Raw genomic sequence first — 14,952 nt, 5'->3', positions numbered from 1 at the left:
GCGGTGTCCTGGGCGAGGGCGGGCGCGGAGAGAAGGACGAGCAGGGCCAGGGGCCAGCGACGCATGAAACCTCCGGAGGGAAGCGCGGCAGCGTAGCAGAGGACGTCGGGCCGGGGTCTCCCGAGCAAGCAGGCATCGGACGGTCTCTTCGCATGCCACAACGCACCGCGTGCATGTGGCCGCGGACGTTGGTATGGGGGGCGCCCGATGCCCAAGCGTACCGATATCCGGAAGGTTCTCGTGATTGGCTCGGGCCCGATTGTCATCGGGCAGGCCGTCGAGTTCGACTACTCAGGCACCCAGGCGATCAAGGCGCTTCGGGACGAGGGCGTGGAGGTGGTGCTGCTCAACAGCAACCCCGCCACGGTGATGACGGACCCAGAGTTCGCGCACCGCACCTACATTGAACCCATCACCGTGGAGGCGGCGGAGAAGATCCTCGCCGCCGAGCGCCCGGACTCGCTGCTGCCCACCATGGGCGGGCAGACGGCGCTGAACCTGGCCAAGGCGCTCGCGGAGAAGGGCATCCTGGAGAAGTACGGGGTGCGGCTCATTGGCGCGTCCCTGGAGGCCATCAACAAGGCCGAGGACCGCCAGCTCTTCAAGGCGGCCATGCAGAAGATTGGCGTGGCGCTGCCCAAGAGCGGCTACGCGACGACGCTCACGGACGCCATGGCGCTGGTGGAGGAGATTGGCTTCCCGGCCATCATCCGTCCGTCCTTCACGCTGGGCGGCACGGGCGGCGGCATCGCGTACAACCGCGAGGAGTTCGAGGCCATCTGCCGCTCGGGCCTCAAGGCGAGCCCCAACTCCACCATCCTCGTGGAGGAGAGCGTGCTCGGCTGGAAGGAGTACGAGCTGGAGGTGGTCCGCGACTCCGCGGACAACGTCATCATCATCTGCTCCATCGAGAACCTGGATCCGATGGGCGTGCACACCGGTGACTCCATCACCGTGGCGCCGGCGCAGACGCTGACGGACCGCGAGTACCAGCGCATGCGGCAGGCGTCGCTGGCCATCATCCGCGAGATTGGCGTCGACACGGGTGGCTCCAACATCCAGTTCGGCATCCACCCGCGCGACGGCCGCATGGTCGTCATTGAAATGAACCCGCGCGTGTCGCGCTCCAGCGCGCTGGCGTCCAAGGCGACGGGCTACCCCATCGCGAAGATCGCCGCGAAGCTGGCGCTGGGCTACACGCTGGACGAGCTGCGCAACGACATCACCCGCGACACGCCGGCCTCCTTCGAGCCGACGCTGGACTACGTGGTGGTGAAGGTGCCGCGCTTCAACTTCGAGAAGTTCCCCAAGGCGGACCGCACGCTGACCACGAGCATGCGCTCGGTGGGCGAGGTGATGGCCATTGGCCGCACCTTCCCCGAGGCGTACATGAAGGCGCTGCGCTCCATGGAGCTGGGGCGCGTGGGCCTGGAGTCGCCGGAGCTGCCCACGGAGAAGGAAGAGCGGGAGAAGGTGCTGCACGAGGGCCTGCGCGTGCCCCGTCCGGAGCGCCCGTGGTTCGTGGCGCAGGCCTTCCGCGAGGGCATGACGGTGGAGCAGGTGCACCAGCTCTCCGCTATCGACCCGTGGTTCCTGCGGCACATCGAGGCGCTGGTGCACGAGGCGCAGTCGCTGGCGGACATCGGTCGCCTGGATCACCTGGCGGACGACGTCTTGCGTCAGGCGAAGGCGCACGGCTTCTCCGACAAGTACCTGGGCAACCTGATGGGCTACCCGGAGGCGGAGGTGCGTGCGCACCGGCACTCGCGCGGCATCCGTCCGGTGTTCAAGCGGGTGGACACCTGCGCCGCGGAGTTCGAGGCGTACACGCCGTACCTCTACTCCACCTACGAGGAGGAGGACGAGGCGCCCCCCACGGACCGGCAGAAGGTCCTCATCCTGGGCAGCGGCCCCATCCGCATCGGCCAGGGCATCGAGTTCGACTACGCGTGCGTGCACGCGGCCTTCGCGCTGCGCGAGGCCGGGTACGAGACGGTGATGGTCAACTGCAACCCGGAGACGGTGTCCACGGACTACGACACGTCCGACCGCCTCTACTTCGAGCCGCTGACGATTGAGGACGTGCTGGAGGTGTCCCAGCGCGAGAAGCCGGTGGGCGCCATCGTGCAGTTCGGCGGGCAGACGCCGCTGCGCCTGAGCGTGCCGCTGGAGCAGGCGGGGCTGCCGATTCTGGGCACGTCGCCGGACGCCATCGACCGGGCGGAGGACCGCGAGAAGTTCTCCAAGCTGATTGAGAAGCTGGGCCTGAAGCAGCCGGAGAACGGCGTCGCGCGCAGCCACGCGGAGGCCTTCAAGGTGGCCGAGCGGATTGGCTACCCGGTGATGGTGCGCCCGTCGTACGTGCTGGGCGGCCGGGCGATGGAGACGGTCTACGACGCGTCCAGCCTGGAGCGCTACATGCGCGAGGCGGTGAGCGCGTCGCCGGAGCACCCGGTGCTGATTGATCGCTTCCTGAAGGACGCCATCGAAGTGGACCTGGACCTGGTGGCGGACCGCACGGGGCAGGTGCTGATTGGCGGCGTGCTGGAGCACATCCAGGAGGCGGGCGTGCACTCGGGTGACGCGGCGGCGACGCTGCCTCCGCACTCGCTGTCGCCGGACCTGGTGGAGCGGATGAAGGACCAGGCCATCTCCATGGCGCGCGAGCTGGGCGTGGTGGGCCTGATGAACGTGCAGTTCGCCATCCAGGGGAAGAACATCTACATCCTGGAAGTGAACCCGCGCGCGAGCCGCACGGTGCCGTTCATCTCCAAGGCGACGGGCGTCCCGATGGCGAAGATCGCGGCGCTCTGCATGGTGGGCAAGACGCTGAAGGAGCTGGACCGCACGGAGGAGCCGGAGTTCCGGCACGTGGCGGTGAAGGAGAGCGTCTTCCCGTTCGCGCGCTTCGCCGGGGTGGACGTGATCCTGGGCCCGGAGATGAAGTCCACGGGCGAGGTCATGGGCCTGGCGGAGGACTACGCGTCCGCGTTCGCGAAGAGCCAGCTGGCGGCGGGCGTGAAGCTGCCCAAGAGCGGCCGCGTGTTCATCTCCGTGAAGGACGAGGACAAGCCGGCGGTGGTGGACCTGGCGCGGCGCCTGCGGTCGATGGGCTTCACCCTGACGGCGACGGCGGGCACGCACGACTACCTGCTGACGAAGGGCATCGAGTCGCAGCGGGTGCAGAAGGTGAAGGAGGGCCGGCCGAACATCGTCGACAAGATCGTCGACGGGGAGATCGTCCTGGTCATCAACACCACCTTCGGCAAGCAGGAGATCTCCGACAGCTTCTCCATCCGGCGTGAGGCGCTGATGCACTCGGTGCCGTACTACACGACGGTGCAGGCGGCGCGCATGGCGGTGGGAGCGCTGGAGTCGCTGAAGCGCTCGGACCTCGCGGTGAAGCCGCTGCAGAGCTACCTGTACGGCGAGAACGGCGTGCCCCCGGCGCGCCGGTAGTCCCGTGAGGACTCGCGGCCCCTGGGCGTCCGGGGGCCGCGGTCATGGATGGGGTGGCTCATCCGGGGGCTGGAGTCGGCAGCACCAGATGACACCTGAGCAGCCATTGACCTGCTTCTCGCCTGGCTCGCAGGTCACGGGATGGCACAATCTGCCGTCCAGCGAGGGAAGCTCCTCCCCGTCAATGACGTTTTCGATAGACCCCTGGGAGTCGGCGCGGCGCTTGTCCAACGCGCAAGCGGCAGCGGGTCTGCAAGACCCATCGTCAATCAACGGAGGCCAGGGTCCGTCCAGGAAGTCCTCGGGGGCGTAGCGGTCCTCGGGAAGGTCGCCGGTGTACGTCAGCAAATCCGCATCGAGGGCGCCGGGGGATGCGCACCGTTGCACGGGGCCCCAGGGCTTGAAGTCGAGCACCTCGAACTCAGGGAAGCTGGCGCACTCCTGAAACTCACGGACCTTGCCTGTAAAGCGTCCGCGGACCAGGTACCGGCCCTGTTCCCAGACATTGCGGCGCAGCCGCTCGTCAGGCTGGTTCGCCCCCACCGGCAGGACCCGCTTGACAGGGCCTGCGTCAGACTTTGAAAGATTCAAAAGGTCCACGTCGCAGTCCGAGGTCCGCTCCGCGAAGTACTCGGGAAGGACCTCTGGCGCACTTGCGGGGGCAGGCGGAGTAAGGAAATAGAAGCCCGCCAGCCCGAAGCCGACCAGTGCCAGGGCTGCCAGATATCCGAATGGCCTCATCCGCCTACCACGCTACCCCAGCGTGGACTCTTGGAACGCGCTCTCGATGCCCCGAGGTGACGGCTTGCTGTTGTTGGCGTACTCGAGCTTGTCGTCACCGCCCGTGTAGACCATTCCCGAGGAACGTTTGGACACAGTCGCCATCGTTCGGATCTACTCGGCTACCCCGTTCTCTCCACTGCGGGGGCACTGTCAGTTCAAGGAGCGCAGATATCGGATGGCAGTGGTTTCATTTTCGCTGGTCCAGCCTTCATCCATGAGTTGGATGAGCATCTCGCGCAGGTCCTTGTCCAGTCTCAGTGCTACGAGCTGGGAGCCCCCACGGGCTCTGACAATCCGTACATACTCATAGGCGACATCGTCAGAATCGCTTGAGTAGCGGTCGGCGAGCACCGAGAAGACTGATTTCACGAAATTTGTATCAATGCCGCCGCGTTCATAGAGTGCCTTGGCGAGCCCTTCTTCGTCGGTATAGAACGGTCGCGTATACTGATCGATCATTGGCGCCACTCGATCGCCGCCAGTGGGAACCAACTCAACGTACAGTTCGTCCGCGACCAGTGCGCCCACAGTGCCACCAATCGCGATGCCAACGGCCACCCCGATGGGCCCAAACCAGATTCCTGCTAACGCGCCCGATGCGGCTCCACCAGCGAAGCCTCCTCCGAGGATCGCTGCTTCACGGCCAGCCGCATCAACTTTGTTCTGTGCTGTTGCGATGTTGTAGACGGCGACTCCGATGGATAGCACCCACAACGCCCGGCCCGCCGCTCCCAGACGACGCACGCCGGCGCTGACTTTGGGGTTGGCCCGCCCGGCGCTCTCCACAATCTCTAGAAGAACGGTATTTTGCTGGGTCTTGCCCAGTTTGCTGAAGCCTTGTTTGAATCTTTGTTGAGAATATTTCTCCAGGAGTTTCTCGAAGGCAATTCCCTTGCCCTTGAGCGCCTGTGCTTTCGCGCGGCCCAGATCCGAAGAGCGCGCTCGAGCCATTTCCATGATCTCATTGCGCATCTGATGGGCGGCTTCGGCAGCCGCCCTGGCTGTCATCGAACCGTTTGCGTGGGCCTGACGCAGTTGTTGGGCATACTCCTGCGTGGTTTGCATGTACCATGCCCTTACCTTGCTATCGAGGATGAATCTGTATCCGAAGTTGAGCGCTTGGACTTCAAGCTGTTGGATGCCATCCTCGACGAGTGAATTCTTGTTGGGCATGGTCGCGCTTCTTTTTCTAAAATCAGGCTTTTTGTAGGCTCATGTATTGCCGGGAGAAAAATCGTCCCTTGAGCGGTTTTGCAAAAGACGGCAAGGTCCTGACGGGGAGGAACGCCCCGGCGGGGTGGATGCTCAAGAGCAGTTGGGTGTTCCCGAAAAACTCAAAACGGAGTTGCATGTCTGACTGGGGCTCCAGATGGGTCAGGACCCCCGGCGTATAGTCCTGGCCGAGCGTGAGCCCATCCAGGATTTGAAAACGCGAATCCAGCAATACGATTTGAAGCTGTTCTTCGTAGGGCGAATTGTCGGTGAGGAAGAGCAGGGAGAGATCCGGCGGAACTCCAAATTGGGCTTCGAGTTGCACGGCCTGGAAGGCCAGGCCTGTCTCACGTCCGTCGTGAAGCAGGACTGCTCTGGCTCTTTCGGGAGCAGTCATCTCTCCGCGAAGAGAGAATGCGGATAGAAGTTTCAAGTGGGTTGCTCCTTTCCCCTGGGAGCCTAGCATGCGCCCTTGGAATTACAGGCAGAGGAGCATCTTGAAGCCCGAATGGTTCACCATCCCCCGCTGGCGCCACCCCCGCCGGAACGGCCGCCCATTCCCTTGAACGCGGTTTCCGTCAGCGGCTGGCTCTTCAACGCGGGATGGAGGTCGAGCAGGTACTGGACCCACTTCTTCGCGTTGAGCTCCCGCGGCGTTCCGAATTCCGCCTTCCGGCGATAGACGCCCCGCCATTCAGGTTGGGTTGCCCAAAGGGCAGCACCGTCGTCCGCGCCATAGGTCTTGGGGTGGCCTACGTTCAGACGGAAGCCCTTGGAGTGGACGTAGTTCGCGAGCAGGTTGCTCCAGAGGGAGATGATGGTCTCTCGGATGTCGACGAAGATCCCGGGATCCACCTCCATGAGCTTGAACAGGAGCAGCGAGGAGCGTTCGACCGCCGAGGACTCCAGGTAGAAGACGGGGGTAGGGCCGCCGCTGTATGGCGTGAACTTGCCGCTCTCGACCTTGCCGACCTGGAGACTTCCTGCGTTCCATCCAGGCATCCCCGGCTGCAAGAGGCCGAAGACCCAGGACCGGCGGCCCGCGAGGAAGTGGTACGCATTGTATTGAATCAAGACGGAGAGCGCCGAAAGCGGCAGGATCGACAGGGGCTTCTCCAGGCCCTCCGAGAAGTTGCGCTTGAGCGTCTGCGCGGCGAACCCCTTGTTGGGATCCTGCCAGAGGACGTGGACCCAATCGCTGTGGAAGTCAGGCAGGTTGATGCCCAGCGCCGCGAGCTTGACGTCGAGCAGGAAGCGAAGCGTCCGGGTGCGCTCGAACTGGCGGGTCGACCAGGCCACGCTCGCCTGGTTCTCCTGCATGTTCTTGCCGAGCCCATTGAAGAACTTGGGAAAGTCCTTGGTGAACTCTGACACGAGCACCGGAAGCTGCTTCTGCGGATCTCCCTGGAGCCCGGGGACGCTGAAGTGGATCCGGAATTGATTCACATGGAATTTGCCACTGCCCCTGGCGATCTTGAGCTCCGTGAAGTCCATCATCCACCTCCTGGTGACGTGTCCGTGATCAGCGGCGGGTTTACCGAGGGCCAGAAGAGCGCTGTGCCGAGCTTCTTCCCAGACTCCCCTGGTTGATGAGGGGGAGCCTCGTCGCCACGTAGGTGTTGTCACGGTCCATGGTCAGCCGGTCCGGTTGAAGCATCTTCGCGTCGAATTTCGGAGGAGGAAGATGCAGCGACTTGATGGCAAGGCCTTGCATTCCCCCCACTTCATCGAGTGCGACCTTCAGCGTCACAAGCGGAGGAAGGAGCGTGCGAGCGAGTTTGGGCAGGGGAGAGTCGTAAGACAGAAGCTCCTTCATGAGAGACGTGGCCGGTGTCTTCATGAGCGCGCCGATCTGCTTCATCACCGACTGGTAGAGGCCCGGGATGTTGAGCACCCCCAGCCGCTTCTTCCGCATCTCCTCCACGATGGGGCTTTGGATGTTGTCGTTGGTCTGGGGGCCCACCGTGAGCCGGGTGCGTTTGGTGGTCCCATTGGGGCCCAGCAAGCGCTGGCTGTGGAGCGCCCCAAGCGCCCCTCCCACGCTTTGGGCGGCCTTGGCGTCCCCTCCGGCCCAGGCGATTGTCGCTGCGGCGAACAGCTCCAGGATGTTGGAGGTCTTGAGCACCGTTGGGAACAGGTCCCTCTTGACGGCGATCCTGAAGACGAGGGTCAGCACGTCGGTGAGGAGATCATCCACCTTGCGCAGAGAGCCATTCTTGAGGAGCCTCCGCAGCTCCGCCGTGGCGGCCCCCTCCAGGATGGTGGCGTTGCCTGCAAGCAACGTCTCGCCCGCGAGTGAGACGACATCTCCCTGGGTGAGATAGTGAGTCGCCAGCGGACCCTTGGGCGCCTTGAGGCGATTCGCCGTTTTCCTGTCGACGCCGGGTGAGTTGAAGGTCACCACCTGGAGAACCGAGTCCCCGAAGTCGACCGCCACCCGCTGCGCCATGGCGCCGCCCAGGCTGTGTCCGACGACAACGACGTCCTTCCTGCCAATGCGCGTCAGCAGTGTCTGGAAGAGCGAGCGGGTCTGCTTGAAGGCCGTGGCGCCAACCCCCGCGGGGTCCATGTCCGCGACGGCATCAGGTGCCTTCTCGAACTCGGTGCCGCGGACCGCGATGATGGGATGGTTTCCACGGGATGGCTGCAGCCAGTAGGCGAACACGCCATGGGTCTTGTTATGGGGGTCGCTGCCCTCCATCTGGACGATGGTGTAGTACAGGGGCTGTGTGCCCGGCTTCTTGGAGTAGGGGCGTTTGGTTGAGACGGCATAGGTCGCCGGGAACTTCAGCTCTGGCATTGCCCAGAGCTCCGGCGTTTCAGCGCGATACAGGAACCTGTCGCCAACCTGTGTGCCACCGCCCTGATTGTTCAAATAGGCGAAATCATGGGCCAGGTACTCGTAGAACTCGTGGTCGGGTGTGAAGTCCTCGGCCCATGGCTCGGGTGGAGCCTTGGGCATGACGATGGGCCGTGTAGCAACCCGGGTGTTGTCCTGGCGGATGTGCTGGGTCTGGAGACGCAGCGCGTTCAGATCAATGCGAAGCGCATTGGAGGGCGACGCGTGTGTCTTTGCCGCTCCCGAGCCGGACGCCACCGCCAACACGTTGGACTCTGGGATGTAGACCTTGTCACCCGGTTTGATGTGGTCAGGATCGGGCCGTGTCTTCCGGAGCGCGGCGTTTCGTGGGTCTTTGTAGACGACGCGCCAGTCCGCGATCCGGTAGGACGCGGCGATGCTGTACAGCGACTCTCCGGCCTTGACGACATGCTGAGTCATGACACCCGCTCCTTCTGGGACTGAGCCCGCCGTCCCTGGCGCGCCAGCCCCAGGCCCAGCAGGAGCAACAGGGCCAGCGCCGCGCCCCCATCTCCGCTGGTTCCACAGGCGCATCCACCGCCCGTGCCTCCCAGTGTCCTGGCCTGTGCCTTCAGCGTGAGCGAGGCCTCCGTCGTCGTCTCTCCTCGCAGGCGCAGCTTCAGCGTTCCCTCCGCGGGGCCTCCCACCTCGCCGCGGAAGGTGACGCCCACCGTCGTCTGCGCTCCCGGCGCCAGCTCCGCGTCCAGGGCGCTCGCGTCGATCTCGAACGCCGGATTGCTGTTCGACACCACGCTCAACCTCGCCGGCGACGCGGACTGGTTGGTGAGCGTCACCGTGCGCGGCGTGCTGGTTGCGCCAATGTCCACCCAGCCCAGGTCCAGCTCCATGGGCTCGATGGTCAGGAAGCTGGCCACCGAGATGCCCGACAGGGCCACCAGCGCCGCGCGCTCCTGGTCCTTCGTGCCCAGCACCAGCGTCGCCTTCGACGCGCCAATCACTGACGTGTCGTACTTCAGATCCAGCGTCAGCGAGTCACCCTGCGGTAGCGCGCGGCCCTCCGCGCCCAGGACGGGAGACACCACCACGAAGTTCGTGGCCTGGGGTCCCTCCACCTTGGGAGGCATCACCACCAACTCCTGGGTGGTGTCGTTGGTGAGCACCACCTTGGTCGTCGCCGGCTCCGACTGACGCACGGTGCCGAAGTCCACCGTGCGATTGAGCGCCCGGAACACCGTGGAGAGCCCCCGGCCCGACAGCGACACCTGCGCCTCCGGCGACTCCAGGTCGTTCGTCACCACCAGGAGGTTGGCCTTGGACGTGACGTCCGGACGGGGGACGTACTTGACGAAGACGTCCTTCGATTCCTGGGCTGCCAGCGTGAAGGGGAGCGTGGGCGCCGAATCCAGGCTGAAGTGCGAGGGCTCGGAGTTCTCCGAAGCGGCGATGATCTCCAGCCCACGCACCACCAGCGGCTGGAGGGACTCGTTGGTGAGCTTCACGAAGCGGATCGCCGAGGCGGAAGACTCGGCCACCCGGGCGCCAAACTCGAGCGTGGGAGTGGACAGGCTGAGCTGGCTCGTCCGGCCCTGGCCCCCCAGCTTCACGAGCATGGTGCTCGCCTGGCTGTCTTCGGAGGTGATGCGCAGGTCCGCGTTGAAGCGCCGCTGGGCGTCAGGACGGAACTGGATCGACACATCCAGGCTTCCTCCCGGGGTCAGCGCCAGGGGCAGCGTTGGCTTCTGCAGGATGAACACTCTCGCATCCTCCGCCTCCAGCGAGATCTCCTTCACGGTGAGCGTGTTGGCTTCCGAGCCGCTCCCGGCGTCCGGGGACCCAGCTGGCGCAACATGCGTCAGCCTCAGTCCAATGCCTTCCGAGGTCGCGTTCACCCGGGTTCCTCCAAAGTCCAGAGAACCGTCGAAGGCCTGGCCGTCACGGCGCGCCACCGCGAGCCTTGCCAGCGTGGCCGTTCCCTGAAGGGTGAGCTCCAGCGGAAGCTGGGAGGACGCCTCCACCCGCACCGTGGCCTTGGCCGTCCGGAGTCCGCCCGTCGACCCCTGCGGAGTGAAACGGAGTTTCACCGTGGCACTGCCATTCGCGGGCACCTTGGGCAGGGTCTCCTGCACGGAGAACTCCGAGTTCCCCGCTGGGATCGTCACGGAAATGTTCGCGTCGGTGATACCGGTGTTGTTCACCGTCACCGTCTTTTCCAGGGACGAGCCGAAGTTCACGCGCCCGAAGTCGAGGGTAGAGGGCGACAGACTCACGCCACCCACTCCATCCACGATCAGCTTCACGACGGTGGACGACGGATCCGCGTTGCTGGAGATGACCAGGTTGCGCTCGATCTTGAGGAGCTGGGTGGGCTTCGCGGTGACGTAGAAGGCATGCGCGGCGCCGGGCTCCACCGTGAAGGCGGGCACGACGGGACTCAGGGTGGAGGGGCAAACCGCGGTCTTCTGCGTGTCCACGCGCAGGCAGAATTGATCCGGAACGGACACGGAGTAGATCACCAGCGGGGCCTTGCCTTCGTTCTTCACCACCACCGGCTGGGGATCCCCTTCGACCGTGATGGCTTGAGGCGCGAATTCGGGTGCGCCAGCGGGCAGGGCCAACACGGGGATGGTGCCCCGGCCAGAGACCGTGATGATCTGGTCCGTGCTTTCGTTCGAATTGCTCAGCACGTGCACGGTGCCCGTCACGTCCTGCGCGGACTCGGGACGGAATGTGACATCGAGCTGAACGGGAAAATTTCGCTCAACGGTCACGGGGAACTGCTGGTTGTTCTGCAGTCTGGCTGTGAAGGGACCGCTTCCCGTCGCATTGGTGATGGTGAGGGGGGCGGAGCCGATGTTCGACAAGGTGACGGTCTGGGTGCTGGAGTTCAGCCGGGGGATGTCATTGAAGACAAGTTGATTCTTGTTCATCTGCAGCTGCGCGACCGCGGCGACGCCGGACAGCTTGACTTTCAGCTTGGCCGTGGCCGGCGTCTTCGTAGCGAGTTCGAGGTCGCCAAAGTAGTTGCCCGGGCGCTGGGGAACGAACGTGATTTCGATCTTGCGCCTGCCACCCACCGGGATGGCGGAGTTGGACCCGCCAATCAGGTCGATGTTGAAGGTTCCAACGCTGGTGGCCACCTCCTCCAGGTCCACCTCCACCTCTCCCGTGTTGATGATGTCCACGGGCAGCATGAGCGAGCCTCCTGGCTGCGTGGCGGGGAAATCCACGGTGGCCAACGACGTGGAGAATTTGGCCTCCGCGCCAATCCCCTTCAGCTTGAAGCTGCGCTTCGTCTCGATATTGCTGAGAGTCCCCCGGTAGGTGATCTCCAGGCTGGCTTCGTACTCCTGGTCCTCGATGTTGGGAGTGAACGTCACCCGGAAGGGCTGGGGCCGTTTCGCACCCTTCTCGAGCACGGGCTCGGAGCTGGTGACGTTATCCACCGAGAACGCCGTGCCGGACGGCTCGATGTGGACATCGGTGACCTTCAGCGGCTCGGACGCGCTGCTGCTGTTGCTCACGTTGAGGCTGAGGTTGACGTGGGTGCTCCGGTCCTGCTTGTGACCGAAGTTGATGTCGGGCACGGTGAAGATGGCGTTGGGGCCATTGGAGTTGCCCTTTACAACGAGCACGGGTGGCAGTTGCTGGTTGTTCGTGGTGAAGAAAAGCAGCCGCGCCTCCAGGTCGCCCGTGCTGGTCATGGGACGGAAGAGCACCTTCACCTTGGTTTCCCCGCCCGGTTGCAGGGTCTGGGCCGGGAAGTCGACGACCTGGAACAAGGTGTTGTTGTTCTCCGTGGTGACCTTCGACAGGAACAGCGCCTGGTTGCCGCTGTTGCGCACGGTCGCTTCCTTCGTGGACTCGCCTCCGGGGGCCACGTTGGGCATCACCAGCGGATTGGTGACCAGGGTCAGCTCCGCAGCGAACGCCTGGCCGGTGAGAGCCACGGGGGGCACGGGCTGCGAGGCGTCTGATTGAAGTTGGAGCGTCTTGGAATAGGCGCCCGAAGTGGTCGCGGCGAAGGTCACCGTCACCGGGGCGGTCCCGCCGTTCCTCGCGACGGTCAGGCCTTCCGCCGGAATGCCGGAGATCGTGAAGGGGGCCAGGAGCCCAGCTGACACGGGGAACACCTTGATGGGCCAGTTGGTGTTGTTCGAGAGGATGACCTGCTGGGGCTCGGGCTGCTCGCCGACGGTGTAAGCAGGGAAGGTCAGTGTGCTCGTGCTGACTCCCAGCGACGTCTTGCGCGCGGTGCCATGGAGGGGCACGTTGGACACGCAGGTCGTGGTGGGCGACGTGCCGAACGTGAGCACGCCATCCACGGCGCCGCTCTCATTGGCGCCGGGGTTGAAGGTGACGAAGAGTTCACGTCCCGCGGAGCCCGGTGCCAGGGTGAACGGCGCGGTGGGGCTCACGGAATAGGCGCTGCTGCCCATCGTTACCGAAGGCGTCACCGTCAGCGCGACCGTCCCCGTGTTGGTCACCGTCACCTTCTTCTGCTCACTCCCCACGTCTCCTGCCTCCTGTTCGGCGAACTCGAACGAAAGGGGGACGATGCCCAGGCAGACATTGCCCGGCGTCTTGGTTCCGGACAGAGAGAGTTCGGGGGCGGCGGGGTCGTTGCTGGTGAACGTGAGCTTGCCGGTCGTGGCGCTCGTCTGCGTCGGGCGGAACGTCAGCTGGAGGCGCTGGGTGTCTCCGGGCGCGAGGTTGAAGGGGCCCGAGGGATTCACCCGGAAGGGGGAGTCCTGTGGCAGCGTCAGTGCGGTCACCGTGAGCAGGCTGTCTCCGCCGTTCTTGACCGTGACCTCCTGGGGCGCGCTGTCGGTGTCGAAAGGCGTCTGCTCGAAGGCCAGCGTGGTGCGGCTCAAGACGAGCTTCGGGCTGGACGGAGTCGTGCCTGAGAGCGTTACGGATTGATCCGCGACATTGCTCTTGAAGACCAGGGTGTCGGAGGGAGTCCCGGTCGGACGCGGTCGGAACGTCACCTTCAGGCGTTGGGTTCCTCCGGGGGCGATGCTGAAGGGGGCCGCGGTATCGACCCGGAAGAAGGAGTTCTGGGCCAACGCCAGTTGGGTCACGGTGAGCACACTGCCGCCTTCGTTCCGGACCGTGACCTCCTGGGAGGCACTGTCGGTGTCCAGGGGCGTCTGCGGGAAGACCAACGCGGTGAGGCTCAGCACGAGCTTGGGCGGGATGACCGCGGGCGTGGCGCCAGACAGGGAGACGCCTGGCACGTCAGTGCCGTCGATGGTGAAGGCGAGGGTCTCGTTCCAACTGCCCGTCACTGTTGGGCGGAACGTCAATTTCAGACGCTGGGTATCCCCGGGCGCGAGGCTGAAGGCCCCGGAGGTGTCGACGCGGAACGGTGAGTTGGCGGGCAGCTTCAACTGGGTCACGGTGAGCAGACCCCCGCCGTCGTTCCGGACCGTGACCTCCTGGATGGCGCTGTCGGTGTTCACCGGCGTCTGCTCGAAGGTCAGCGACGTGCGGCTCAAGCCGAGCTTCGGGGGAATGGCCGTCGGGGTGGCGCCAGCCAGCGTGAGGGCGGGCACGTCGGTGCCGTTGATGGTGAAGTTGAGGGTGTGGTTCCAGGTTCCCGCCACCGTGGGACGGAACGTCAACTTCAGACGTTGGGTATCTCCCTTCGCGAGACTGAAGGGACCCACGGTGTCGACGCTGAACGGTGAGTTGGCGGGCAGCTTCAACTGGCTCACCGTGAGCAGGCCGTCGCCGTCGTTCCGAACGAGGACCTCCTGGATGTCACTGGCGGTGTTCACCGGCGTCTGCGCGAAGGCCACCGCGGTGCGGCTCAAGCCGAGCTTCGGGGGGGACAGCCCCTCACCCGTGAGCAAGGCGTATGGCGGAGTGGGGCACACGGCGGACGCGGTCGTCAGGAAGAGCGCGCTCGAGCGGGGGCCCAGGTGGTCAACGGTCAGGGGGTTGAAGCTCACCTCGAGCGTCCTCGAGCTCGCGGGCGGGATGGTCACCGAGGTGTTGGACACACTGAAGGGAGCGGTGGCGGAAGGCTCCATCGTGAAGTTCGCAGTGCCCAGGTTCATCACCGTGACGCTTCTCGATGTCGAAGACCCCAATTCATGGGCTCCGAACGCCACGGACGTTTGTCCGAGGACGATCAGTGGGCCCGAGGCCTTTCCTTCAAGCTCCACGACAATCGTCGGGGCGGCTGGATCATCCGTGTGAAGCGTCAGCGTGCCGTGGAAGGTACCGGGCTGGAGCGGCGAGAATCCGAACCGCACGGTCATGGCTTCCGTGCTGCTCACGGGCGTGATCGGGACGGAGCAGTTGGTTTCACAGCGGTTGGCCGCCGTGTCGTACAGGCCGTTGAAGGTGAAGGCCCCGGTGACGCTCACCCGGTAGATCGTGAGCGCCGTGCTGCCGGTGTTGAACAGCTTGATGGAGTCCTGCTGAGGCGAACAGGAAGGCTGTTCGCCGAAGTCGATGGAGGTGTCCGACACGCTGAGCCCAGGCGTGCCAGTCGCGGGTAGCAACGCCTCGATGGGGGCCTGGGTGGTGCCGAGCTCCGGCGGTTTCTCCGATTCAGGACCGCAGGCAGTGAGGACGCACAGTGCAGCCGTCAGGATGAGCAGGATGCGTTGCATGAGGCGACCTCAGTTCTCGGCGTGGAGGGCCGGGGCCTTGGCGGTGGAGGAGGG

Annotated in this window: 8 protein-coding genes; 1 reads left to right on the top strand and 7 read right to left on the bottom strand. The window is 64.8% G+C overall.

All coding sequences use genetic code 11. The features are described 5' to 3' along the window. Positions 1–207: 207 nt before the first annotated feature. Positions 208–3,459 carry a carbamoyl-phosphate synthase large subunit gene (gene carB, locus D7V77_RS32920; protein ID WP_120580238.1) on the top strand — a complete coding sequence of 1,084 codons (3,252 nt, stop codon included), beginning with the start codon at positions 208–210 and terminating at the stop codon, positions 3,457–3,459. Between the two features lie 42 nt (positions 3,460–3,501). On the opposite strand, the gene D7V77_RS32915 is transcribed toward carB, so the two are convergent. The 7 genes from D7V77_RS32915 to D7V77_RS32890 form a co-directional block, all read right to left on the bottom strand. Further along, positions 3,502–4,200, bottom strand: a complete 699-nt coding sequence (locus tag D7V77_RS32915) for a hypothetical protein (protein ID WP_120580237.1) — start codon at positions 4,198–4,200, stop codon at positions 3,502–3,504. 12 nt (positions 4,201–4,212) lie between these two features. After that, on the bottom strand, positions 4,213–4,344 hold the full coding sequence (locus tag D7V77_RS45605) for a hypothetical protein (protein ID WP_255424683.1): 132 nt from the start codon (positions 4,342–4,344) through the stop codon (positions 4,213–4,215). A 48-nt stretch (positions 4,345–4,392) separates the two neighbouring features. Further along, complete coding sequence (locus D7V77_RS32910; protein ID WP_120580236.1) at positions 4,393–5,415, bottom strand: hypothetical protein; 1,023 nt, start codon at positions 5,413–5,415, stop codon at positions 4,393–4,395. Positions 5,416–5,437: 22 nt separating this feature from the next. Further along, complete coding sequence (locus D7V77_RS32905) at positions 5,438–5,887, bottom strand: hypothetical protein (RefSeq protein ID WP_147452235.1); 450 nt, start codon at positions 5,885–5,887, stop codon at positions 5,438–5,440. A gap of 80 nt (positions 5,888–5,967) precedes the next feature. After that, positions 5,968–6,951: a hypothetical protein gene (locus tag D7V77_RS32900; protein ID WP_120580234.1), complete on the bottom strand. Its 984-nt coding sequence runs from the start codon at positions 6,949–6,951 to the stop codon at positions 5,968–5,970. A gap of 37 nt (positions 6,952–6,988) precedes the next feature. After that, positions 6,989–8,734, bottom strand: coding sequence for an alpha/beta fold hydrolase (locus D7V77_RS32895; protein WP_158624540.1), 1,746 nt, complete (start codon positions 8,732–8,734; stop codon positions 6,989–6,991). After that, positions 8,731–14,898: a choice-of-anchor D domain-containing protein gene (locus tag D7V77_RS32890; protein WP_120580232.1), complete on the bottom strand. Its 6,168-nt coding sequence runs from the start codon at positions 14,896–14,898 to the stop codon at positions 8,731–8,733. The genes D7V77_RS32895 and D7V77_RS32890 overlap by 4 nt, the downstream gene beginning before the upstream one ends. Positions 14,899–14,952: the final 54 nt, after the last annotated feature.

Source organism: Corallococcus sp. CA041A, from assembly GCF_003612075.1.
GTDB classification, from domain to species: Bacteria; Myxococcota; Myxococcia; order Myxococcales; family Myxococcaceae; genus Corallococcus; species Corallococcus exiguus.
Note: the sequence above shows the minus strand (reverse complement) of the source record. Positions and strands in the feature narration are given on the sequence as shown.